The sequence below is a fragment of the Massilia sp. Bi118 genome (assembly GCF_918697865.1).
GTDB lineage: Bacteria > Pseudomonadota > Gammaproteobacteria > Burkholderiales > Burkholderiaceae_D > Telluria.
In genome coordinates, this window is record NZ_CAKKMV010000003.1 from 109,610 (window position 1) to 131,483 (window position 21,874).

Here is a 21,874-nt window from a genome sequence, read left to right on the forward strand (position 1 = left end):
CCGTATCATGTTCGCCGTGCTTCCTGCACGCCCGACACCTCGGCAATCGCGGACAAGGCCTTCTGCAGCTGCCCGGTCGCCCCGATCTCCGCCGTAAACACCATGCGCGCATGGCCCTTGGCGCTTTGCGTGTTCACGCCGATCACATTGATCTTCTCGCGCGCCAGGACCTCGGAGATGTCGCGCAGCAGGCCCTGGCGGTCGGAGGCCAGGATGAAAATATCAATTGGGTAGACCGTTTCCTTGTCGGCGCGGCCCCAGTCGGTCTCGATCACGCGCTCCGGCGCCTTCGACGCCATCTCGCCGAAGTTCTTGCAGCTGGCGCGGTGGATGGACACCCCCTTGCCGCGCGTGACGAAGCCGACGATGGGGTCGGGCGGCGCCGGCTTGCAGCACTTGGCCAGCATGGTCAGCATGCCTTCGCTGCCGACCACCAGCACGCCCGACTTGGCGCCCTGCTCCACGCTGGACGCGCGGCTCTTGTTGACCACCGCCGCGTCTTCCGGCTGCGCGGCCTCGCTCGGGTCGTGCAGCGCGGCCTCGACGTGGCGCAGGCTGAACTTCTCCTTGCCGACCGCGATGAACAGGTCGTCCACTTTCGCGAAGCCGAGCTTGTGCGCCAGGGCCTCCAGGTTGACCGCGGTCTTGCCTTCGCGCTGCAGCGATTTTTCGACCAGCGCGCGCCCGTGCGCCAGGGTCTCGGCCAGTTCCTGCGCGTGGAACCAGGCGCGGATCTTGGTGCGGGTCCGGCTCGACACCGTGTAGCCGGGGCTGAGCCAGTCGCGCGAGGGCCCGGCGCTGCCGGGCGCACCCTTGGCGGTAATGATCTCGCAGGTCTGGCCGTTCTTCAGCGCCGTGTTCAACGGCACCATCACGCCGTCGATCCTGGCGCCGCGGCAGCGGTGCCCGACCTCGCTGTGCAGGTGGTAGGCGAAGTCGATCGGGGTCGCGCCCTGCGGCAGTTCGAGCACGCGCGCCTGCGGGGTCAGCACGAAGATGCGGTCGTCGAGCGTGGTCGACTTCAGCTTCTCGACCCACTCGCGCTGCAGTTCCTCGTCGCCGGCGCCGGTGACGGCATCGGCCACTTCGCTCTTCCAGGCCAGCAACTGGCGCAGCCAGGCGATCTTCTCGTCGTACTGCTGGCTCTTGAAGTTGGAGCCGCCCTCTTCCTTGTAGCGCCAGTGCGCGGCCACGCCGTACTCGGCGAAGTTATGCATCTCCTGGGTGCGGATCTGCACTTCGAGCGGGCGGCCGTCGTCGGCGGTGACGACCGTGTGCAGCGACTGGTAGCCGTTCGGCTTCGGCCGCGAAATATAGTCGTCGAATTCCTTGGGAATCGGGGTCCAGATGTTGTGGACCAGGCCCAGCACCGTATAGCAGGTCTTGGCATCGGCGACGATCACGCGGAAGGCGCGCACGTCGTACAGCTCCGTGAAATCGAGCTCCTTGCCGCGCATCTTCTTCCAGATGCTGTAGATGTGCTTCGGACGGCCGCTGACCTCGGCGCGGATAGAAGCGGCCGCCAGTTCCCGCTGCAGGCGCTCGATCGAGGATTGCACGAAGCTCTCGCGCAGCATGCGCTTCTCTTCGAGCATCCTGGCGATGCGCTTGTAGGTCTCGGGCTCCATCATCCGGAAGGACAGGTCTTCCAGTTCCCACTTGAGCTGGAAGATGCCGAGACGGTTGGCCAGCGGCGCGTACAGGTCCAGCACCTCGCTGCCGTAATTGCGTGTCATCTCGTCGAAGCGCTTGATCTCCGCAAAATAACGCAGCGTGGTGACGCAGGACGCCAGGCGCACCAGCACCACGCGCATGTCGCTGGCCATCGCCAGCAGCATCTTGCGCAGGGTTTCGACCTGAGCCATCGCCTGCTGGGCGGCGTTCTTGCCGCGTCCGACCGGCGCCTGGCTTGCGGTCAAGTCACGCAGGCGGATCAGCTGGTGCACGCCGTGCACCATGTCGGCCACTTCCTTGCCGAAGCGGTCTTCGAGCGTCTCGGCGATGACCGGCTCGACCAGGCACAGCTCGAACAGCAGGCCGGCGATGCGGGTCTCGGCATCGGAGCGCAGCAGCGCGAGCGTGACCGCGACCCCGAGCGAGAACTCGAAGGCGCTCTGGCCCGACGATGCGTGGCGCTCGCCATAGGCTTCGGCGGCAAAATCCAGCGCCGCCTGCACCCGCGCCAGGTCGTCTGGCCCGAGGCCCGAGACCAGCTGGGTGGTGGCGTCGCCGAGTGCGGCAATCGATACCATACGGCCTTAAGGCAGTGCCGCCACGATCACGATCTCCACCAGGCAGGCGGGGTTCGCCAGCTTTGCTTCGACGGTGGCGCGCGGCGGCGTGTGGCCCTGGGCGACCCAGCTGTCCCAGACTTCGTTCATGCCCGGGAAGTGCTCCATGCTCGAGATGTAGATCTGGCAGCTGAGGATGCGGGTCTTGTCGCTGCCGACTTCCGCCAGCAGGCGGTCGACGTGGCCCAGCACTTCGCGGGTCTGGCCGGCGATGTCCTGGGTGGTGTCCTCGGCGATCTGGCCGGCCAGGTAGACGGTGCCGTTGTGGATGGCGGTTTCGGACAGGCGCTTGCCTACGTGCAGACGTTTGATTTCCATGTTTCTTCGCTTCCTTGGGCCCCCGCCTGCGCGGGGGCGACGGTTAAAAATTCGCGCGGGGCGACGTTTAAGTTAATAAAAAATCCCTGACGATCGCGATCTGGTGCGCATGTATCAGGGTCGGCGCATGGCCGACGCCGGGGATCTCGGCCAGTTGCGGCTTCGGTCCCCGCCGCGTCATCTCTTCGGCCGTCGCGCGCGACAGCAGGTCGGACAGTTCGCCGCGGATCAGCAGGGTCGGGCAGCGGATCGCATCGAAGGCGCCCCACAGCGCGGCCTGGTCCTGCCCGGCGCGCTCGGGCGTGATCGCGGCGAAAGGCTTGGCCAGGCCGAGGTCGTAGTGGCGCACCCATGCGCCGCCGGGCTCCTGCACCAGCACGTCGCTGGCCAGCTTGTGCCATTCCTCGTCGCTGTGCGGGCCGAAGGAGCTTGATACTTCCTTCACGAAGCGCGCGCCTTCCTCGAAGCTGGCGAAGCGCACGTCCTGGCCGATGTATTCGCCGATGCGGGCCATCGTGGCGCCGTCCAGCACCGGCCCGATATCGTTCAGCACCAGGCGCCGGATCGGACTGCCCTCGAGCGAGGCCAGGATCATGCCGATCAGGCCGCCCATCGAGGTGCCGACCCAGTGCACGGTGCCGTCGTCCCTGTTTGCGGTGGCGCGCGCGATCAGGGTCACCATGTCGGCCACGTATTGCGGCACCACGTACAGGTGCGGATCGCGCAGGCGCCCGGAACGGCCGCGCCCGACCACGTCGGGGCAGACCACGCGATAGCGGTCGCTCATCGCGCGCGCCAGCGCATCGAAATCATCGGCCACGCGGGTCACGCCGTGGACGCACACCAGCACGTCCGGATTGGCCGGATCGCCCCACTCCTTGTAGGCCATGCGATGCAGGCCGGCCGGCGAACTGCACTGCACGCTCTTCAGCCTCGGTTCGACCATGCCACCTCCTCTTCGTCATCGCATCTTGAACGGCCGCCAACATTTTAACCGGCGGAGCGATTAGAATTCTACCAAGTCCGGCCGCCTTAGACCGACACAGCACTCCAATCCACTTTGTTCAGAGATGAGGAAGCAATGAATTCCACTATGCAGTCAGGCATACTTCGCGGCAAGACCGCCCTCGTAACCGGCTCGACCTCGGGCATCGGCCTCGGCATCGCCCGCGCGCTGGCCGAACAGGGCGCGAATATCGTGTTCAACGGCTTCGGCGACGCCCAGCAGATCGAGAAGCTGTACACCGATATCGGCCAGGAATTCGGCGTGCGCACCGCTTACCACAATGCGGACATGTCCAAGCCGGACCAGATCGAGGCCATGATGGCCTTCGCGGCCGAGAAGTTCGGCGGCGTCGACATCCTCGTCAACAATGCCGGCATCCAGCACGTCGCCAACGTCGATGAATTCCCGGCCGAGAAGTGGGACGCCATCATTGCCATCAACCTGACCTCGGCCTTCCACACCAGCCGCCTGGCCCTGCCCGGCATGAAGCAGAAAAACTGGGGCCGCATCATCAACCTGGCCTCGGTGCACGGCCTGGTCGGCTCCGCCGGCAAGTCGGCCTATGTCGCGGCCAAGCACGGCCTGGTCGGCTTCACCAAGGTGACCGCGCTGGAAAACGCCCACACCGGCGTCACCTGCAACGCGATCTGCCCGGGCTGGGTATTGACCCCGCTGGTGCAGAAGCAGGTCGACGACCGCGCCGCGCGCGACGGCATGAGCAACGAGCAGGCCAAGAAGGCCCTGCTGAGCGAAAAGCAGCCGTCCGGCGAATTCGTCACCCCGGAAGAACTGGGCGCGCTGGCCGTGTTCTTCTGCTCGCCGGCCGCCGACCAGGTGCGCGGCGTGGCCTGGAACATGGATGGCGGCTGGGCCGCGCAGTAAGCCTCCCTTTCCTGGAACGGCGGCGCCCCATGTGCCGCCGTTTTTTCATTCAAACCTAGAATAATCGGTCTAGGACGCGATTTCCTGTTGACCTGGCGATTCGATACGACTCAATATAGACATACTTGTCTATATTGAGAACGGATGCTACCCATGCAGAAACCGCTCGCTGCCGCCATCGCGGCCCTGTTTGCCCCTCTGGTGTCGGCCCAGCAGATCCAGGCCGAACCACCAACGCCGGTGCCGGCCAGGCCGCCCGCCACGGTCGAGGTCAAGGCCAGCCTCGACACGCAGCGCCGGGAGGACAGCGCCAGCCGCACGGTGGTCGGCCACGACGAGCTGGTCAAGTACGGCGACGCCACGGTGCTGGATGCGCTTAAGCGCCTGCCCGGCGTCACCGTGGGCAACGGCGGCGTGCGCATGCGCGGCCTGGGCAACGGCTACACGCAGGTGCTGGTGAACGGCGAGCGCATGCCGCCCGGCTTCGACCTCGAAGCGCTGTCGCCCGAGGCCATCGAGAAAATCGAAATCATCCGCGCCGCAACCGCCGAATACAGCACCGCAGCCATCGCCGGCACCGTCAACATCGTGCTGCGCAAGGCCATCGCCAAGGATGCGGCGGAGCTGAAACTGAGCCATGGCGGCGGCGCCGGCTACCGCCTGGACAGCGTGACGGCGGCAAAATCGAGCAAGGGCCCAAGCTTCGGCTATACCCTGACAGCCCTGCTGAACGACTGGGCGCGCGGCTACCGGGAGCGCGAGACGGTGGCGGACATCGCGCCTGGCGGGATGCTGGGCGCATTGCGCATCGCGGACACCGGCTACGACCAGCACTTCACGTCGGGGAACCTGAACGCGCGCCTCAACTGGACCCTCGGCGGCGGCGATTCCCTGAGCTGGCAGAGCTTCTATAACGGCGGCTACAGCCGCGGCACCGAGGACAACCGCACTGCCGCGCTGGCCGGCCCGGCCTATCCCTACCCGCTGTTGCCGGCGGCGTGGGAGGTCAGGAGCGCCGCCCTGCACAGTGAACTCGGCCTGGAGAAGCGGCTTGGCCAGGGCAAACTCGACGCCAGGCTGGTGCTGGACGCCTCGCGCATGAATCGCAGCCTGGCGCGGCAAGGCATCCGCGACGGCGCCCTAGTGCTCGACCGGGGCGACGCCAGCAAACTGCGCGACTGGGACCTCAACAGCACTGGCAAATATAAGGTGCCGCTGCTCGAGGGCCATGCCTTCGCCTTCGGCTGGAATGGCGGCCACGAGCGTCAACGGCAGCGCGAATTCCACACCCAGGGCGCGCTCGACGGCGCCGAGGCGGTCGACCTCGACACGCCCTTCACGGCTACCGTCGACCGCCTTGCCGTCTACGGGCAGGACGAATGGGACGTGCGTCCCGGCTGGTCGGTCTACCTGGGCGCGCGCTGGGAAGGCGTGCGCACGGCTACCTCCGGCGAGGGCTTCGCGGCCGCGGCGAGCCGCTACAGCGTCTTCAGCCCGCTGCTCCAGACCCTGTGGAAGATTCCGGGCTCGAAGCAGGACCAGCTGCGCCTGGCACTCACCCGCACCTACCGCGCGCCGCGCATGTTCGAGCTGGTGCCTTCGCGCTTCATCACCAGCTTTAATTCCGAGGTGTCACCCGATTACATCGGCAACCCGGACCTGCGCCCGGAACTCGCGACCGGCCTCGACGCCGCTTACGAGCACTACTTCAGCGGGGGCGGCATGGTCTCGCTGAGCGCCACCAGCCGCAGCATCCGCGACCTGATCCGCAGCGAAACACGGAGCGAAAGCGATAGCAAGGGTGCGCGCTGGCTGCGCACGCCCGTCAACCAGGGCCACGCCCAGGTCCGCAGCCTGGCGCTGGAGACCAAACTGCCGCTGAAGGCCCTCGGCCTGGCCTGGCCGGTCGAGCTGCGCGCCAATGTCAGCCGCAACTGGTCAAGCGTCGACGCCGTGCCCGGCCCAGGCAACCGTCTCGACAGCCAGCCGCGCTGGTCCGCCAACCTGGGCGCCGACTACAGCGGCGCCGCCCTCAGCGCCGGCGCCAGCTTCAACTTCGTGAGCGGCGGCTGGACCCGCAGTTCGGTATCCGAGTCGAGCTATGGCGGCGCGGCGCGCGATCTCGAAGCCTACGCGCTCTACAAAATCGACCCGCGCCGCCAATTGCGCTTCACGGTGCGCAACTTGCTGGCCACCGACCAGCTGCGCGGCTCGCGCTACACCGACCCGCTGGGCGTCACCGAGCGCGCCAGCTTCACGCCCACCTCCCGGAGCTGGCGCTTGCAGTACGAGCAGAAGTTCCAATAGGGCTTACAGACGCCGGCGCGCGATTCGTGGCATGCTAGCGGCCTTTGCAACGCACGAAAGCAGCAACACCATGACGCAGCGCCTCGACGAACAGGAATTGCATGACGCCTGCCTGGACCTGGCCCGGGTCGTGCTGGCCGCCGGCCAGCCCCTGGTCTCGAACGACATCCTCGAAACCCTGGCCGACCGCTTCCATCGCGAAGTGGTCGACTTTGCACCGGGCATCGCACGCGCCGGGCGGGATCCGAATCTTTTAAGCCGCGCCGTGTACTACCTGATCGATGCGCATGCGCTGCCGCTGATGGGTACGGACATGGAGTGGTTCCGGCAGGCGCTGGTATGCCTGGTGGAGCTGGCCGTGCCGGGGATTGCGCTGTCCGATAAAGGCGGCGCCTTCCTTCGCGATGTGCAGTTGGGGATCGAGCAGTCGCTGGGGGATCTGGAGGGCTAGCCTCCTGGTAAGGAACACGCACGTCACGGTCCTCATATCGGCTGCACCCACCGTCTTATCGAAAGGCACCGAGGCCGAAATCACAGCGGTTTCGCCAACGCATGTCGACCTGAATTGCAAGGATGGCTTTGGCAACGGCCCCGCCGCCTGGGGGCTTAAAATAAGGATTGCGAAAGTTGTATGGGGCCAGTCCTTCGAATGAGCTGAGATGCCTTAGTCCATCGCTTTACTCTTGGCAAACTCTAGCTATGATGTCGTCTTTCCATTTAATAAAGACAAGAGGAAGACACACATGCGGATCCGCGCCAAGCAGCTCGTCCTTTCCCTATTCACCGCCCTCGCCGCTTTCGGCCAGGCCCAGTCCGCTCCCCAAGTTGCGCCGCCAGGCCCGGTCCTGATCACCGCGGACAGGGTCTGGACCGGCGACGGCGCCGCGCACGCCGGCTGGAGCGTGCTGGTCGCCCAGGGCCGCATCCAGGCCGTCGGCCCGGCGGACAAGATGACGGTCCCAAGCGACGCCGAACGCATCGCCCTGCCCGGCAAGACCCTGATCCCCGGCCTGATCGACCTGCACTCGCACGTGCTGCTGCACCCGTATAACGAGACCACCTGGGACGACCAGGTGATCAAGGAAGCGCCGGCCTACCGCATCGCACTGGCCGTGCGCCACGCCGCCGACACCCTGCAGGCCGGCTTCACCACCCTGCGCGACCTCGGCACCGAGGGCGTCGACTACGCCGACGTCGGCATCAAGCGCGCCATCGAAGAGGGACAGGTGCCGGGCCCGCGCCTGCTGGTCGCCACCCGCGCCATCGTCGCCACCGCCAGCTACGGCCCGGCCGAGCGCAGCTACCGTCCGGACATGGAGATCCCCTACGGCGCCCAGCAGGCCACCGGCGTCATTGAAGCGACCAAAGCCGTGCGCGAGCAGTCCTCGCATGGCGCCGACTGGATCAAGTTCTACGCCGACTACCGCACCGGCATCGACGGCAGCACCCGCCCTACCTTCACGCTCGAAGAGATGAAGGCGATGGTCGCGGCCGCCCACGTCACGGGACGCAAGGTGGCGGCCCATGCCAGCAGCGACGACGCGATCCGCCTGGCCGTGCTGGCAGGCGTCGACAGCATCGAGCACGGCTACGGCGCCAGCGAGGCGACCTTCAGGCTGATGGTCGAGCGCCGCACCGCCTACGTGCCGACGCTGACGGCGCCCGAAGCGATCGGCGAATACTTCCAGAAGCACGTGCGCGGCGGCGCACCGACCCCGGGCATGCAGGAAGCGGCGCGCGCCTTCCGGCTGGCGCGCAAGCTGGGCGTGATCATCGGGAACGGCAGCGACGTCGGCGTGTTCACCCACGGCACCAACGAGCGCGAGCTGGAGTGGATGGTGCGCCTGGGCATGACGCCGACCGAAGCCCTGCGCGCCGCCACCACGGTTGCCGCCGGCATCCTCGGCAGGAAGGACCTGGGCGCGCTGCAACCGGGCAGCCTGGCCGACGTGGTCGCGGTCGAAGGCGACCCGACCGCCGACATCGCGGCACTGCGCAAGGTGAGCTTCGTCATGAAGGGCGGCGCGGTCTATCGGCGGAACCGAGAGGCGGAACTGAGCGCCCCCTGACATTCAGGAAGCGTAGGATCGGTTATGCGTGCCGGCGTTGCGGTTTTCCACAATAGCTGGTGCAGATATTTTCAGTAATGATGACGGCACTATCATTTACTCATGAAGCCCGATCATGAAAAAACCATTCTATAAAGTACTGTATATCCAGGTCCTGTTCGCGATTATCGTCGGCGTCCTGCTGGGCATCTTCGATCCGGGCCTGGCCACTGCGATGAAGCCGCTGGGAGACGGCTTCGTCAAGCTGATCAAGATGATCATCGCACCGGTGATCTTCTGTACCGTGGTCGCCGGTATTGCCGGCATGCAGGACATCAAGAAGGTCGGCCGCGTCGGCGGCAAGGCCCTGATCTACTTCGAAATCGTATCGACCTTCGCGCTGGCGATCGGCCTGATCGTCGCCAACCTGCTCAAGCCGGGCGCCGGCTTCAACGTCAACCCGGCCACCATCGACACCGCTTCGATCGCCCAGTACACCGCGAAGACCCATTCGCTGTCGACCGTCGATTTCCTGATGAACATCATCCCGAGCACCTTCGTGGATGCCTTCGCCAAGGGTGAAATCCTGCAGGTGCTGTTCGTTGCGATCCTGTTCGGCTTCGCGCTGTCGCTGATGGGCGAGCGCGGCCGTCCGATCACCCGCGGCATCGAAGCCCTGTCGCACGCCATCTTCGGCGTGGTGAACATCATCATGAAGGCGGCCCCGATCGGCGCCTTCGGCGCGATGGCCTTCACGATCGGCAAGTACGGCGTCAAGGCGCTGGTCCCGCTGGCCTCGCTGGTCGGTTCCTTCTACCTGACCAGCTTCCTGTTCATCGTGATCGTGCTGGGCCTCATTGCCCGCATGACCGGCTTCTCGATCTTCCGCTATCTCAACTACATCAAGGAAGAGCTGCTGATCGTTCTGGGCACCAGCTCGTCGGAAAGCGCCCTGCCCGCACTGATGCGCAAGCTGGAAAAGCTCGGCTGCGGAAAATCGGTGGTTGGCCTGGTGGTCCCGACCGGCTACTCGTTCAACCTGGACGGCACGAATATCTACATGACGATGGCCGCCCTGTTCGTGGCGCAGGCCACCAACACCGAACTGACCCTGACCCAGGAACTGACGGTGCTGCTGGTGGCGATGCTGACCTCGAAAGGCGCCTCGGGCATTACCGGCGCGGGCTTCATTACCCTTGCTGCGACCCTTGCCGCGGTGCCGACCATCCCGGTGGCGGGCATGGTCCTGATCCTGGGCATCGACAAATTCATGAGCGAATGCCGCGCCCTGACCAACATCATCGGTAACGGCGTCGCCGCGATCGTCGTGTCGAAGTGGGAGGGCGAGTTGGACAAGGACCGCATGCGCGCCGAATTGATCAACCCATCGGTTGACGAGGGCACGCTGCGCCAGGAAGCAATGCACGAGACCGCCTGATTCCTTTCGGCCTGAGTCTCCTCGTTCAGACGCCGGGTTCGCCCGGCGTCTTTTTTTGCGGTTAGAATCCACCCTATGAAGAATTGGATCAACCGCTTGCGTGGCAGTGCAGACAACACAGCCGCCACGCCGGCCGGCCGTACGGCCGGCCCCCAGGCCGCCACTGCCGACGAGCAGGCCGCCGACCTCGCCGCCGAGATCGAGTCCACCTATTACCGCTGGCTGACGGCGGCGCGCGGTTACGCCGCCCCGGCCGAGGTCGAGACCCGCATCCTCGACGAAGTCCGGATCCTGGGCCTGCAGCCGGGCGAAGCTGCCGGCCTGGTGCCGCGCGTGCCCGAAGCGATTCCCAAACTGCTGGCCAGCCTGAACGACGAGGACGCCTCGATCCAGGAACTGGCACGCCAGGTGGCGCAGGACGTGGTGCTGGTGGCGGAGGTCATCCGCGAAGCCAACAGCGCCTATTACCGCCCGATCGCCCCGGTCAAGAACGTCGAAGCCGCCATCATGATGCTCGGCCAGAACGGCTTGCGCATGCTACTGGCGCGGGTCGCCTTCCGTCCCCTCATCAACATGCAGGCCGACGGCTTCGCGCGCGAGGCCGCGCCCCAGGTCTGGAACCAGTCGGTCAGCTGCGCTCTCGCCGCCAGCTTGATGGCGCCGGGCCTGAGCACCGGCGTGTTCGAGGCCTACCTGGCCGGCCTGATGCAGAACGTGGGCCTGGTGGTGGCCTTTCGCCTGGCCGACCGCGTCTGCCTTGATGGCCGCATTCCGGGTTCCAGCGCCTTCGGCGCCCGCCTGCTGGCCGGCAGCCGCCAGCTGTCCGCCGCCATCGCGGCGCACTGGAACTTCCCGCAGGAAGTCGCCCAGGCCATCGCCCACGCCGGCGAACCGGGCGCCGACCACCTGGCCGAAGCGCTGGCGCTGGGCGACCGCATCGCCAAGCTGCGCCTGCTGATCGACGCCGGGGTGCTGGCCGAGGACGACAGCCTGGTGACCGAGGGGCTGGACAATTTCCAGCGGCGTTGCCTGGGCAAGCTGGCGAAGCTGGAGAGTTAGCCGTCATTCCGGCGAAAGCGGGAATCCATGCTGGATGACAGAATTCGGTATGTCGGTAGCACTGCAGTGCCTTGGATAGACGGACGTCGGTTACTCAGTATGGGTTTCCGCCTGCACGGGAACGACGTTAATTCTCCTTTTCCACCCTCTGCTGCAGCAGCCACAGCTGCGCATACGCCCCCTCCTGCTCCAGCAGCTCCGCATGGGTGCCGCGCTCGACGATGCGCCCGTTTTCCATGACGATGATGGCGTCGGCGTTGACGATGGTCGACAGCCGGTGCGCGATGATCAGGGTGCTGCGGTTGCGCGCCAGGCGTTCCAGCTCCTGCGTGATCGCGTACTCGGACACCGAGTCGAGCGCCGAGGTCGCCTCGTCGAAGATCAGGATGGGCGGATTCTTCAGAATCGCGCGGGCAATGCCGATGCGCTGCCTCTCGCCGCCCGAAAACATCACGCCGCGCTCGCCCACCGGGCTGTCGTAGCCCTCCGGCAGGGCCGAGATCAGCTCGTCCAGCTGCGCCGCCCGCGCCGCCGCTACCACCTCTTCCCTGCCGGCGCTGATGCGCGCGTAGGCGATGTTGTTGCCGATCGTGTCGTTGAACAGCGCGGCGTCCTGGGGCACCACCCCGATCGCATGGCGCACGCTGGAAGGGCTGCGGTGGCGGATGTCCTGGCCGTCGATCATCACGCGGCCGGCATTCGGGTCGTACAGGCGCAGCAGCAGCCGGGCCAGGGTCGACTTGCCCGAGCCGCTGCGCCCGACCACGGCCAGGGTCGTGCCGGGTGGGATGCGGAAGCTGACGTCGAACAGCACCGGCCGCTCGGGGTCGTAATGGAAGCTGACGTGCTCGAACACGACCTCGCCGGCGCCCGGATGCAGGACCGGCGCATCGGGCGGGTCCGGCATTTCGGGGCGCTCTCGCAGCAGGGCGAACAGGCGCTCGGCGTTGACGCGGGCGTCGCGCGCCTCGCGGTAGACGAAGCCGAGCGCGTTCAGCGGCAGGCAGACCTGCAGCGCGTAGGCGTTGATCAGCACCAGGTCGCCCACGCTCATGCGGTGATCCATCACGGCCTGGCCGGCAAACAGCATGATGGCGGCCACGCCGATGGCGATCACGAAGCTCTGCCCCACGTGCAGGGTGAACAGGGCGCGCTGGTTGCCGACCCCGGCCACCAGCCAGTGGTCCATGATGCCCGAGAATTTTTGTCCCTCGAAAGCTTCGTTGCCGAAGTACTTGACCGTGTCCGCATTGATCAGGCTGTCCGCCAGCTGGCCCTTGGCGCGCGAGTCGAGCTTGTTGACGCGCCGCTGGTAGATCGTGCGCCTGGCCGTGAAGACCAGAGTGAAGCCGGCGTAGGCGAAAAAGGTGGCGACGATGATCGCGGAAAACGCCGGGTGGTAGCGGCGCAGCATGACCACCAGCACCAGCCCGATCTCGACCAGGGTCGGGACGATGGTGAACAGCCCGACCCCGAGCAGGAAGGCGATGCCGTTGGTGCCGCGGTCGATGTCCGGCAGCAGGCTGCCGACCTGGCGCCGGGCATGGAAGCGCGGCCCCAGCGCATGCAGATGGGCGAAGGTCTTCTGGGCGAAGCTGGAAACCGTGCTGAGCGTGACGCGCGCGAACAGCAGGTCGCGCCACTCGTTGAACAGGGTCGAGGCGAAGCGCAGCAAGGCATAGCCGGCCAGCAGGTAGATCGGCAGGCTGGCCGGCAGCGCGGGCTGGGAAAAGGCGTCGATGATGCGCTTGAGCACCAGCGGCACCGCCACCGTGGCGATCTTGGCGACGATCAGCAGCAGCACCGAGGCGCCGATGCGCCAGCGGTAATGCTGCGTGACCGCCCACAGCTCGGCGGCGAAGGGACGCCGCGGGCCGGCTGGGTCGGGATCGTCCGCGATATCAGCGGGGTTCGCCATGGCTTGGGTCCGGGATCATATTCCTTGGACCAGCCATGCGGGATTTGGGTCGCGCCGCGCTCAGGGTTTCTTTGCCGCGCGCGCCCTGGCGGGGGCGGCGTTGTCGAGACGGTAGACCATGTCGACCGACTGGCGCAGCTTGAGCACCTGGACCATCATGAAGACGTCGCGGTCGATCTCCGCGGCGCTCTGGTTGGCGACACGGCGGCTGGCCTTGCGTTCCGGCCTGAACTCGTCGCGCTCCAGCCCCAGGTTGGTGCCCAGTTTCTTCAGGGCGTCCGGGGTCATCGCCATCGCCGGCCCGAGACGGCGCCCGGCTGCCGTCGCCATCACCTCGGCGTGATGGCGCGCGTCCGCGATCGCCTCGCCGACCATCTCATCGGTCACCTTGTCCATGGTGCTGAGGTCGAAATCCGCGGCGAAGCTGTCGAGATTGGGCTTGCCCAGCAGGCCGCCGGCCAGCGCCGGCCAGTTGGCCACATTGCGCAGGTTGATCTTCACGTCGCAGCTCAGTTCGTACACCGGGGTGCCGTCGGCGGCGCGCTCCTTGCGTACACCCTGGCGCACCTCGCGCACCTGCATGTCCTCGGGGTCGATGCTCAGCTTCTGCAACAGTTCGCGCACCTCGGCCATGCGGGCGTCGATCTCCGCGCGCGCCGCAACCGGGTCGGCGCCGGCCGCCACCACCTGGAAGTCGAGCGAAGCGATATCCGGCATCTCCATGCGGAAGGTGCTGCCGTTCACGTGCACGAAGGGATAGTCCGGAATGGTCGAGGCAAGCGCCGAGCCGGTCGGCAAGGCCAGGGCAGCGGCCGCCATCAGGCTTGCGACAAGGACAGGCAGGAAAGGCTTCAGTTTCAGCATGAATACTCCATCAGTGAGAAATCATTGATCGCGCAGAGCCAGGGCCGGCGACACCCGCATCGCCGCCACCGCCTGGCGCACGCAGCCGGCCAGGGCAACCGCGCCGACGCCGGCGCAAGCCAGCACCAGCGGCCACCAGCCCATCGGCGCGCGCTCGACAAAGCCGGCAAGATAGCGCTCGGTCCACAGCCAGGCCGGCGCCAGCGCCAGCAGCGCGCCCGCGGCCAGCAGCGCCAGCCATTCGCGCGCCACCAGCAGGCCTATATGGCGCGGGCTCGCGCCGTGCAGCTTGCGCAGCACGAATTCGCGGGCGCGGCGGCGGATGGTGTAGCTCGACAATACGTAGATGCCGAAGCAGGCCAGCGCCGTCGCCACCAGGCTGGCGAGGGCCAGCAGCCTGGCCTGGCGCAGGTCGTCGGCGTAATTGCTTGCGAAGACAGCGGATGCGCTTTCGATGTCGGGGGCGTCGTCCGGGAAGTGGCGCGCCCACAGCGCTTCGATGGCGGCGCGCGCCGCCGGCAGCGGGCCGCGCACGCGCACGGTCAGCACACCGCCGTCCTCGCTCTGCAGGTACATGATCGGTCCGGGTTTCTGGCGCAAGGTGGTGAAGCGCAGCTCCGGGGCGATGCCGATCACGCGCTTGTTCTTGTCGACGATCTGGCCGACCGCCGCTTCCGGCGTGGCGAAGCCGAGCGCGTAGGCGGCGCGCGCATTCAGCACTACGCCTTCCTCGCCCTCGCGCGAAAACAGCCGGCCCTCGAGCGGACGCAGGCCGAATACCTGGAAGAAGTTGGCGCCGACCTTCTTGCCCTCGATCGGCAGCGTGCTGCCGTCGCGCATGCTGACGGCGAGGGTGATCGTGACCTCGTCGCGGCCGATCGCTTCGGACATTGCCGTGGCGCCCTCGACCATGGGCAGGCGTTCCAGCTCGGCCTTGAACGCGTGCGCCGCGCCGCCCGGCTGCCCGCCGCGTTGGCCCGGCAGTTCCAGCACCAGCTGGGACGAAGGGTCGAAGCCGGGATCGGCGCCGCTGGCATAGTGGGCCTGCCACCACACCGACAAGCTGGCGGCAACCAGCCCGATCGCGGCCGCGAACTGCGCCACCGTCAGGATGCGGCGCAGGCGCACGCCATCGAGGGTTTCGCCGTCGCGTCCGCCGAGCGCGACGCTGGCCGGCACCCGCGCCGCCAGCCAGGCCGGATACAGACCGGACAGCAAGCCGGTCTCGATGCCGATCGCGGCCATCAGCGCCCAGGCGCCGGGCCCGAAGGCGGCCGCCAGCGGCACCGCGACCAGTTCGGAGAACAGGGGTATGCTGAGCCAGGCCAGCAGGAAGCCGAGCAGGGTCGAGCCGGCGCCCACCAACAACGCCTCGGCCGCGAACTGCCCGGCCAGGCCGGCGCCGGAAATGCCGAGTGTCTTGCGTACCGCGATCTCGCGCCGGCGCGCCGTGGTGCGCACCGCCGCCAGGTTCACGTAATTAGTGGCCGCCAGCACCAGGATCAGCACGCCCAGCAGGGCCAGGCCGGCGATCGCCGCCGGGTTGCCGGAACTGGACGCGCTGCCGCCCGCCGCCAGGTCCTGGTCGAAATAAATCCCGGACAGCTGCGTCACGCCGATATTCGTCAAGGGCGTCGGCCGGCCCTCCCTGAGCCGCGCCGGCAGGCTGGCGTCGCGCTCGGCGGCGACCGTGCTTTCCAGCGCCGCCTGCAGTTGCGCGGCCGTGACGCCCGGCGCCGGCCGCAGGTAAAGGCTTTCGCGCCGGAACCAGGCGTCCTGGGTAGACTTGGGCGGCGGATCCCAGCTGTGCACGCCCTTGCCGAGCAGCGCGCCGAAAGCCGGGCTGGTATTCGCCGGCAGGTCGGCCAGGATGGCGCGTACCATGAAGGGACTGCCGGCGATCGTGACCACCTTGCCCAGCGCATCCGCGGTGCCGAACAGACGCTCGGCTTCGGCGCGGCTCAGCACCAGGGCGTCGGGACGGGCCAGCGCGGCGTCGGCGTTGCCGGCGATGGCGCGCAGGCCGAAGAAGGACAGGTAATTCGCGTCCACCACGGATACCGTGAGCTGCACGAAACGCGCCTCGACCCGCGCCCCGACCTGTTGCGAGCGGGCGCCGGTCGCCGCGCGCGCCAGCCCGGTAGCGACAGCCTTGCCCGCCAGCGGCGCCGGCGCGCTGGGCCCCCAGGTCGCGCGCGGGAACAGATTGCGGCGCTCCTTTACCACGTATATGCCGTCGGCGCCGGCGATGGCGTCGTTGTAGGTCCAGGCGTAGCGGACCAGTCCGAACAGCAGGAAGCAGGCGGCCAGCGCCACCGCCAGGCCGAGCACGGCGACGGCGGAATAGACGGGCTCGCGGGCCAGCAGGCGCCATGCCAGGCGCATGTTTCGCAGCTTCATCGGCATCCTCGATAATGTAGACAATGATGTCTATGCTATTCCGGTTGTGCTCGTTCCGGCAATAGCAGTTCGATAAATATTTTGGTAGACAGGACAATCTAGAAGGGCTAGTCTACGCGTGCGTATATTCAGCTTCACGAGGATCCACCATGGCCAAATCCCCTGCCCCTTCCAAGCCGACGCCGGCTGAACTCGACCTGCTGCAGGTGCTGTGGCCGCTGGGCTCGGGCACCGCGCGCCAGGTCCACGACGAGATTCTCAAGACCCGTCCCGACGTGACCTACGCCACCGTGCTGCGCCTGATGCAGATCATGCATGCCAAGGGTTTGCTGATCCGCGACGAGAGCGAACGGTCTCACGTATATGCGCCGGCCCAGGCCCAGGAATCTTTGCAGACCAATCTGCTGAAGGACCTGGTGCAGCGCGCCTTTTCCGGCTCGGCCAAAGCCCTTGTGCTGGCGGCACTCAAGAGCGGCATCTCGAAAAAGGAGCGGGAGGAAATCGAAGAACTGCTGAAGGGCGAGGACAAGCAATGAGCGCCCCGGCCCTGATCGCCGCGGTCGGCTGGACCCTGGTCCATTTCGTCTGGCAGGGCGCACTGCTCGGCTGCATTGTGGCCGTGCTGTTGACGGCCTTGCGCAATGCGCGCCCGGAAACGCGTTATGCGGTGGCTTGCGCCGGCCTGCTGCTCTGCCTGGCCTGGCCGACGGTCGACCTGGCGCTGCTGCTGAAGTCCGGGACGGGTGCCGAGAGCGGCAAGCTGTTCCGCAGCGGCGCCGCCGCCATGGCAGCCGCACCGGATGCGGCCGGGCTGTTGCCATGGCTGGGCCGCAACCTGGGCTGGATCGTCGCCTTGTGGGCGGGCTGCGCCGGCGCCCTGAGCCTGCGCATGGCGGTCGGCCTGCTATGGATCGGCCGCGCCGCCCGCATCCAGGCTTCGGATGCGGCCTGGCAGGAACGCCTGTCGCGCCTGGCCGAGCGCTGCGGCCTCGGCCGCGAAGTACGGCTGCGCGTGGTCGACGGCCTGACCAGCCCGATCACGGCCGGCTGGTGGCGCCCGGTCGTGCTGGTGCCGGCCAGCCTGGTCGCCGGCATGCCGCCGCATCTGCTGGAAGCCCTGCTGGTGCACGAGCTCGGCCACGTGCGCCGCCACGACTACCTGGTCAACCTGCTGCAGAACGTGATCGAGACCCTGCTGTTCTATCATCCGGCGGTTTGGTGGCTGTCGCGCCGTATCCGCGCCGAGCGCGAACAGATCGCCGACGACTTCGCCGCCCGCCACCTGGGCGAGCCGCGCCGCCTGGCGCTGGCGCTGTCGGAACTGGAAAAGCTGCAGTTCTCCAGCCACCACCTGGCGCAGGCCGCGAACGGCGGCGACCTCATGGGCCGCATCCGCCGCCTGCTGCGCCCGGACGTGCAGGCCCTGAACTGGAAGGCGGCGATCCCGGTGCTGGGTCTGGCCGTGGTGTGCGCGGCCAGCGCGCATGCGCCGGTGAGCCGTGCCACCGCTTCCGCACACCCGGTGGGAGTAAGGCAGGCAGCCGTCGTCGATTTCAATACTTGCCGCAAGCCGCATTATCCGAAAGACGATATCACCGCTGGACACCAGGGTACGGTAACGCTCGGCTTCATGCTCGACGAACGCGGTACCGTCCTCGACGTTTCGGTTAGGAAATCGAGCGGTTACGCCAGCCTGGACGAAGCCGCACGCGGCGCCCTTGCCTTATGCAACTTCCGCCCCGCGCTAGAGGACGGCGTGCCGGTAAAGAGCATGCAACCTGTCCAGTACGTCTGGACCCTGAAATAAGAAAAGCCGCCTCAAGGGCGGCTTTTCTTTGTTGAGGCAGACCGGGTTCAGACGCCGCTGACATCCAGCTCCGCGGTCGTCGCTTCCACCACCTGCTCCCTGGTCACGCCCGGCGCCAGCTCCACCAGCTTGAGGCCGGTGTCAGTAACGTCGATCACGCCCAGGTCGGTGATGATGCGGTCGACCACGCCCACGCCGGTCAGCGGCAGGTCGCACTTTTTCAGCAGCTTGTGCGAGATGCTGCCGTCCTTGGCGGTGGCGACGTGCTCCATCAGCACCACCACGCGCTTGACGCCGGCCACCAGGTCCATCGCACCGCCCATGCCCTTGACCATTTTGCCCGGGATCATCCAGTTGGCCAGGTCACCCTTTTCCGAGACCTGCATTGCGCCCAGGATCGCCAGGTTGATCTTGCCGCCACGGATCATGCCGAAGGAATCGGCCGAGCTGAAGTAGGCTGCGCCCGGAAGCGCCGTCACGGTCTGCTTGCCGGCGTTGATCAGGTCGGCGTCGACTTCCGCGTCCGTCGGGAAGGGACCGATGCCCAGCAGGCCGTTTTCCGACTGCAGAAAGACTTCGACGTCCTTTGGGACGTAGTTCGCCACCAGGGTCGGCAGGCCGATACCCAGGTTCACATAGAAACCGTCCTGCAGTTCCTTTGCCGCGCGCGCGGCCATTTCATCACGAGTCCATGCCATGTTCGTAGTCTCCTGGTCTTAGCTTGCGCGCACGGTGCGCTGTTCGATGCGCTTTTCCGGCGTCGGGTTGTGAACGATGCGGTGCACGAAGATGCTCGGCAGGTGCACCTGGTCCGGATCGATCTCGCCGGTCTCGACCAGCTGTTCCACTTCGACGATGCAGACCTTGCCGGCGGTGGCGACGTTCGGGTTGAAGTTGCGCGAGGTCTTGCGGAACACCAGGTTGCCGGCGCGGTCGGCCTTCCAGGCCTTGACCAGGGCGACGTCCGGGTTCAGCGCGCGTTCCATCACGTACATTTCGCCGTCGAATTCGCGGGTCTCCTTGCCCTCGGCGACGATGGTGCCGTAGCCGGTCTTGGTGAAGAAGGCCGGGATGCCGGCGCCGCCGGCGCGCAGCTTCTCGGCCAGGGTGCCCTGCGGCGTGAATTCGAGCTCGAGCTCGCCGGCCAGGTACTGGCGCGCGAACTCCTTGTTCTCGCCGACGTAGGACGCGATCATCTTCTTGATCTGGCGCGTGGTCAGCAGCTGGCCGAGGCCGAAGTCGTCGACGCCGGCATTGTTCGAGATGGCCGTCAGGTTCTTGACGCCGGAATCGCGCAGCGCGGCGATCAGCGCTTCCGGAATGCCGCACAGGCCGAAGCCGCCGACGGCGATGGTCTGGCCGTCCTGGACGACGCCTTCGAGTGCGGACCGCGCATCTGGATAAACTTTATTCATACCCGTCCCTTTAGTAAGTGATCTGTACAGCAGAGTAGAATTCGAGAATAAAATAGCGCTCTGTAAAGCACAATACCGTAGAAATACCGGCCCATAAATGAGCGCATCATACGCCATCGATTACGAGATGATTTTCCAGCATGCGCCGGTCGGCATGTGCATCTCCGTCAACCGGATCATCCAGGCCTGCAACCACGCGCTGGCGGACATGTTCGGCTACGACTGCGCCCACCTGGACGGCAAGTCCTTCGAGGTGCTGTACCCGACCGAGGACGAGTTCCTGCGCACCGGCGACCGCATCGTGCCCATCATGAATGCCAAAGGCCGCTACTCGGACGAGCGCATCATGCGCCGTGCCAGCGGCGAACTGTTCTGGTGCCACGTGACGGGCCGCGCGCTCGACCCGCAGCAACCGCTGGGCGCCGGCGTATGGACCTTCGAAGACGTGAGCGAGAAGCGTCCGGTAACGGCCGCGCTGACCCCGCGCGAACGCGAGATCGCGGCCCTGCTGGTCGAGGGCAAGACCAGCAAGGTGATTGCTCGCGAGACCGACCTGTCGCCGCGTACGGTGGAGATGCACCGGGCCAAGCTGATGAAGAAGTTTTCGGCGTCGACTTCTTCGGAGCTGGTGCACAAGCTGGTGGGTGTGGCGCGCTAGCTGGCCGGACTGCCCAACAGGTCGTGAACGGCGAGATTTTCCCGATCACGTTGCGAAACACCAATCCTGACCGCCTGCATAGTAATACCATTGGCGCTTCGACCTGCAGGACCGCAGCTCTGCATTGTCCGTCTGCTGCCGCAAGCCGGCGTTTTGCGAAAAAACTATAGCCTCTGTTGAAAGTCTAAGGATATCTCTATTGCCCATGTTTCGACGTGCTGGACCTGGGCATGCTGTCAATCGTGGAGCTGACCATGACAGACGAATCGATATTTCCCGTCCCCGGCACCGTGCTTTGGGGCATGGACATCGACCTGGAGCGGGAGGTATTCCGCTCCGGTGCCGCATCCAAGCCGAATGTAGAATACCTGCGCTTCCTGGACCTTGGCCTTGCCGAGGAAGGCAGGATCCCCGATACGCTCAGGGAGACGATGATGGTTGCTCCCGGCCAGGGCATATCGCTTTTCCTTCAGCGCATGATCCCGGAAGGGCTGACGCTGTATGACCCAGCCCTGGCTGGGGAAGTCGAGAAGAAAAAAATCAAGAAAATCCACTGGTGGGGCATTGAACAGGGGCGCCCTATCCCTGCGGGTCTCCAATTGGTTTACGATGGCCAACCTCCCGGCCATTGCACATTATCCGTGGTGCGGCAGATGCCGGTATCGGCGTTCTTGTCGCTGGTGGCGACAATCACCTTCAACCCGAGCGGCATCGATCTCGTGGTGCCCCTATAACGAAACGATCATGAAAACACTAGACCTGACCGACAAAGAAATCAGCTATCTGATATTGAGCCTGAAACGACACGAAAAGGCTCTGCTGGAAGCCGAACAAGAGGACATGGAAGACAGTGTTACGGATCTGTTGTTCGTCCAGGGTTTGCAGAAAAAGTTACAGGCCCTGAAGAGTGTGGCGTGATAATTCGTATTCCATCCTGCCTGGCGCACTGAAGCAAGTGTCCGGGTGGGCAAGGCGTGCCCACCCGTGCAGTGTCAAGCCTCCGGCAACTGACTCCTGATCCGCTCCGGCAGCGCCACCGACTTCTCCGCCTGGAAGTCGATCCACACGACCTTGCCGCCACCTTCCGCATAGACGACGTCGGCCTTGCCTTCGGCATCAACCAGGCTGATCTCGTGCGTGACCTCGAAGCTCGAGCGGCCCGGTCCGCCCGCATAGGTGCGGACCTCGATCTCGCCAGGATACTTGAGCTGCTTGATGAAGGTGCAGTAGGCGGTGACGATCACCGGCCCCTGCCCTTTGGCGTCGAACTTGCCGTTCAGGTCTTCCAGGAAGGCGATCCGGCCGGTTTCCATGTAGCGGAAATAGATCGTGTTGTTGACGTGGCCGAGCACGTCCATGTCGCCCCAGCGGATGGCCTGGCGCATGGTGTGCATTAACTTCCGGTTTGACTTCTCGATGTTCATCGTTGCCTGCTTCTGTTGAAAAAAACAGGCATTGTATGC

20 protein-coding genes are annotated in these 21,874 nt (G+C 66.1%); 11 read left to right on the forward strand and 9 right to left on the reverse strand.

Annotated elements, in window-relative coordinates:
• Positions 1-5: 5 nt before the first annotated feature.
• The 3 genes from LQV39_RS05210 to LQV39_RS05220 all read right to left on the reverse strand — a co-directional run bounded on the left by LQV39_RS05210 (position 6) and on the right by LQV39_RS05220 (position 3,555).
• Positions 6-2,252 (reverse strand): bifunctional (p)ppGpp synthetase/guanosine-3',5'-bis(diphosphate) 3'-pyrophosphohydrolase, encoded by a 2,247-nt coding sequence (locus LQV39_RS05210; protein ID WP_230020897.1) that lies wholly within the window; start codon positions 2,250-2,252, stop codon positions 6-8.
• Positions 2,253-2,258: 6 nt separating this feature from the next.
• Positions 2,259-2,609, reverse strand: coding sequence for a RidA family protein (locus tag LQV39_RS05215; protein ID WP_230020899.1), 351 nt, complete (start codon positions 2,607-2,609; stop codon positions 2,259-2,261).
• 67 nt (positions 2,610-2,676) lie between these two features.
• On the reverse strand, positions 2,677-3,555 hold the full coding sequence (locus tag LQV39_RS05220) for an alpha/beta fold hydrolase (RefSeq protein ID WP_230020900.1): 879 nt from the start codon (positions 3,553-3,555) through the stop codon (positions 2,677-2,679).
• A 147-nt stretch (positions 3,556-3,702) separates the two neighbouring features.
• Between LQV39_RS05220 and LQV39_RS05225 the strand changes: the two genes are divergently transcribed.
• From LQV39_RS05225 to LQV39_RS05250, 6 genes are all read left to right on the forward strand, one after another.
• Positions 3,703-4,497 (forward strand): 3-hydroxybutyrate dehydrogenase, encoded by a 795-nt coding sequence (locus LQV39_RS05225; RefSeq protein WP_230022218.1) that lies wholly within the window; start codon positions 3,703-3,705, stop codon positions 4,495-4,497.
• A 153-nt stretch (positions 4,498-4,650) separates the two neighbouring features.
• Complete coding sequence (locus LQV39_RS05230) at positions 4,651-6,804, forward strand: TonB-dependent siderophore receptor (RefSeq protein ID WP_230020904.1); 2,154 nt, start codon at positions 4,651-4,653, stop codon at positions 6,802-6,804.
• A gap of 70 nt (positions 6,805-6,874) precedes the next feature.
• The gene (locus LQV39_RS05235; protein WP_230020906.1) at positions 6,875-7,255 is read left to right on the forward strand and encodes a hypothetical protein; all 381 of its coding nucleotides are present in this window, start codon (positions 6,875-6,877) and stop codon (positions 7,253-7,255) included.
• Between the two features lie 292 nt (positions 7,256-7,547).
• Positions 7,548-8,873, forward strand: coding sequence for an amidohydrolase family protein (locus tag LQV39_RS05240; RefSeq protein WP_230020910.1), 1,326 nt, complete (start codon positions 7,548-7,550; stop codon positions 8,871-8,873).
• Between the two features lie 115 nt (positions 8,874-8,988).
• A complete protein-coding gene (locus LQV39_RS05245) occupies positions 8,989-10,290 on the forward strand; it encodes a dicarboxylate/amino acid:cation symporter (protein ID WP_230020912.1) in 1,302 nt (433 codons plus the stop codon).
• A 75-nt stretch (positions 10,291-10,365) separates the two neighbouring features.
• A complete protein-coding gene (locus tag LQV39_RS05250; protein WP_230020916.1) occupies positions 10,366-11,349 on the forward strand; it encodes an HDOD domain-containing protein in 984 nt (327 codons plus the stop codon).
• A 127-nt stretch (positions 11,350-11,476) separates the two neighbouring features.
• On the opposite strand, the gene LQV39_RS05255 is transcribed toward LQV39_RS05250, so the two are convergent.
• The 3 genes from LQV39_RS05255 to LQV39_RS05265 are packed head-to-tail and all read right to left on the reverse strand — an operon-like array spanning position 11,477 to position 16,531.
• A complete protein-coding gene (locus tag LQV39_RS05255; protein WP_230020918.1) occupies positions 11,477-13,267 on the reverse strand; it encodes an ABC transporter ATP-binding protein/permease in 1,791 nt (596 codons plus the stop codon).
• Between the two features lie 60 nt (positions 13,268-13,327).
• Positions 13,328-14,131 carry an SIMPL domain-containing protein gene (locus LQV39_RS05260; protein ID WP_230020923.1) on the reverse strand — a complete coding sequence of 268 codons (804 nt, stop codon included), beginning with the start codon at positions 14,129-14,131 and terminating at the stop codon, positions 13,328-13,330.
• 21 nt (positions 14,132-14,152) lie between these two features.
• Entirely contained in the window at positions 14,153-16,531 is a 2,379-nt protein-coding gene (locus LQV39_RS05265) for an ABC transporter permease (protein WP_230020927.1), read from the reverse strand.
• A gap of 149 nt (positions 16,532-16,680) precedes the next feature.
• Here LQV39_RS05265 and LQV39_RS05270 point away from each other — a divergent pair, with 149 nt between their 5' ends.
• Both LQV39_RS05270 and LQV39_RS05275 read left to right on the forward strand, forming a co-directional pair.
• Positions 16,681-17,067 (forward strand): BlaI/MecI/CopY family transcriptional regulator, encoded by a 387-nt coding sequence (locus tag LQV39_RS05270; protein ID WP_230020928.1) that lies wholly within the window; start codon positions 16,681-16,683, stop codon positions 17,065-17,067.
• A complete protein-coding gene (locus tag LQV39_RS05275; RefSeq protein ID WP_230020934.1) occupies positions 17,064-18,338 on the forward strand; it encodes a M56 family metallopeptidase in 1,275 nt (424 codons plus the stop codon). The genes LQV39_RS05270 and LQV39_RS05275 overlap by 4 nt, the downstream gene beginning before the upstream one ends.
• 47 nt (positions 18,339-18,385) lie before the next feature.
• Here the strand turns inward: LQV39_RS05275 and LQV39_RS05280 are convergent, their stop codons facing one another.
• Positions 18,386-19,036 (reverse strand): CoA transferase subunit B, encoded by a 651-nt coding sequence (locus LQV39_RS05280; RefSeq protein WP_230020936.1) that lies wholly within the window; start codon positions 19,034-19,036, stop codon positions 18,386-18,388.
• An 18-nt stretch (positions 19,037-19,054) separates the two neighbouring features.
• A complete protein-coding gene (locus LQV39_RS05285; protein WP_230020940.1) occupies positions 19,055-19,753 on the reverse strand; it encodes a CoA transferase subunit A in 699 nt (232 codons plus the stop codon).
• A gap of 97 nt (positions 19,754-19,850) precedes the next feature.
• On the opposite strand from LQV39_RS05285, the gene LQV39_RS05290 reads away from it, so the two are divergent.
• The 3 genes from LQV39_RS05290 (at position 19,851) to LQV39_RS05300 (ending at position 21,329) form a co-directional block, all read left to right on the forward strand.
• Positions 19,851-20,411, forward strand: a complete 561-nt coding sequence (locus tag LQV39_RS05290; protein WP_230020943.1) for a PAS and helix-turn-helix domain-containing protein — start codon at positions 19,851-19,853, stop codon at positions 20,409-20,411.
• Positions 20,412-20,641: 230 nt separating this feature from the next.
• A complete protein-coding gene (locus tag LQV39_RS05295; protein WP_230020947.1) occupies positions 20,642-21,145 on the forward strand; it encodes a hypothetical protein in 504 nt (167 codons plus the stop codon).
• Positions 21,146-21,155: 10 nt separating this feature from the next.
• Positions 21,156-21,329, forward strand: coding sequence for a hypothetical protein (locus LQV39_RS05300; protein ID WP_230020948.1), 174 nt, complete (start codon positions 21,156-21,158; stop codon positions 21,327-21,329).
• Between the two features lie 74 nt (positions 21,330-21,403).
• Here the strand turns inward: LQV39_RS05300 and LQV39_RS05305 are convergent, their stop codons facing one another.
• Complete coding sequence (locus LQV39_RS05305) at positions 21,404-21,805, reverse strand: thioesterase family protein (protein ID WP_230020949.1); 402 nt, start codon at positions 21,803-21,805, stop codon at positions 21,404-21,406.
• Between the last annotated feature and the right edge of the window lie 69 nt (positions 21,806-21,874).

What these genes read in the sequence shown, in the direction of transcription:
- LQV39_RS05210 (WP_230020897.1), bottom strand. Translation starts at nt 2,252, where the DNA reads ATGGTATCGATTGCCGCACTCGGCGACGCCACCACCCAGCTGGTCTCG.
- LQV39_RS05225 (WP_230022218.1), top strand. Translation starts at nt 3,703, where the DNA reads ATGCAGTCAGGCATACTTCGCGGCAAGACCGCCCTCGTAACCGGCTCG.
- LQV39_RS05300 (WP_230020948.1), top strand. Translation starts at nt 21,156, where the DNA reads ATGAAAACACTAGACCTGACCGACAAAGAAATCAGCTATCTGATATTG.
- LQV39_RS05245 (WP_230020912.1), top strand. Translation starts at nt 8,989, where the DNA reads ATGAAAAAACCATTCTATAAAGTACTGTATATCCAGGTCCTGTTCGCG.
- LQV39_RS05235 (WP_230020906.1), top strand. Translation starts at nt 6,875, where the DNA reads ATGACGCAGCGCCTCGACGAACAGGAATTGCATGACGCCTGCCTGGAC.
- LQV39_RS05215 (WP_230020899.1), bottom strand. Translation starts at nt 2,609, where the DNA reads ATGGAAATCAAACGTCTGCACGTAGGCAAGCGCCTGTCCGAAACCGCC.
- LQV39_RS05290 (WP_230020943.1), top strand. Translation starts at nt 19,851, where the DNA reads ATGAGCGCATCATACGCCATCGATTACGAGATGATTTTCCAGCATGCG.
- LQV39_RS05265 (WP_230020927.1), bottom strand. Translation starts at nt 16,531, where the DNA reads ATGAAGCTGCGAAACATGCGCCTGGCATGGCGCCTGCTGGCCCGCGAG.
- LQV39_RS05260 (WP_230020923.1), bottom strand. Translation starts at nt 14,131, where the DNA reads ATGCTGAAACTGAAGCCTTTCCTGCCTGTCCTTGTCGCAAGCCTGATG.
- LQV39_RS05285 (WP_230020940.1), bottom strand. Translation starts at nt 19,753, where the DNA reads ATGAATAAAGTTTATCCAGATGCGCGGTCCGCACTCGAAGGCGTCGTC.
- LQV39_RS05255 (WP_230020918.1), bottom strand. Translation starts at nt 13,267, where the DNA reads ATGGCGAACCCCGCTGATATCGCGGACGATCCCGACCCAGCCGGCCCG.
- LQV39_RS05230 (WP_230020904.1), top strand. Translation starts at nt 4,651, where the DNA reads ATGCAGAAACCGCTCGCTGCCGCCATCGCGGCCCTGTTTGCCCCTCTG.
- LQV39_RS05305 (WP_230020949.1), bottom strand. Translation starts at nt 21,805, where the DNA reads ATGCACACCATGCGCCAGGCCATCCGCTGGGGCGACATGGACGTGCTC.
- LQV39_RS05275 (WP_230020934.1), top strand. Translation starts at nt 17,064, where the DNA reads ATGAGCGCCCCGGCCCTGATCGCCGCGGTCGGCTGGACCCTGGTCCAT.
- LQV39_RS05295 (WP_230020947.1), top strand. Translation starts at nt 20,642, where the DNA reads ATGCTGTCAATCGTGGAGCTGACCATGACAGACGAATCGATATTTCCC.
- LQV39_RS05250 (WP_230020916.1), top strand. Translation starts at nt 10,366, where the DNA reads ATGAAGAATTGGATCAACCGCTTGCGTGGCAGTGCAGACAACACAGCC.
- LQV39_RS05220 (WP_230020900.1), bottom strand. Translation starts at nt 3,555, where the DNA reads ATGGTCGAACCGAGGCTGAAGAGCGTGCAGTGCAGTTCGCCGGCCGGC.
- LQV39_RS05240 (WP_230020910.1), top strand. Translation starts at nt 7,548, where the DNA reads ATGCGGATCCGCGCCAAGCAGCTCGTCCTTTCCCTATTCACCGCCCTC.
- LQV39_RS05280 (WP_230020936.1), bottom strand. Translation starts at nt 19,036, where the DNA reads ATGGCATGGACTCGTGATGAAATGGCCGCGCGCGCGGCAAAGGAACTG.
- LQV39_RS05270 (WP_230020928.1), top strand. Translation starts at nt 16,681, where the DNA reads ATGGCCAAATCCCCTGCCCCTTCCAAGCCGACGCCGGCTGAACTCGAC.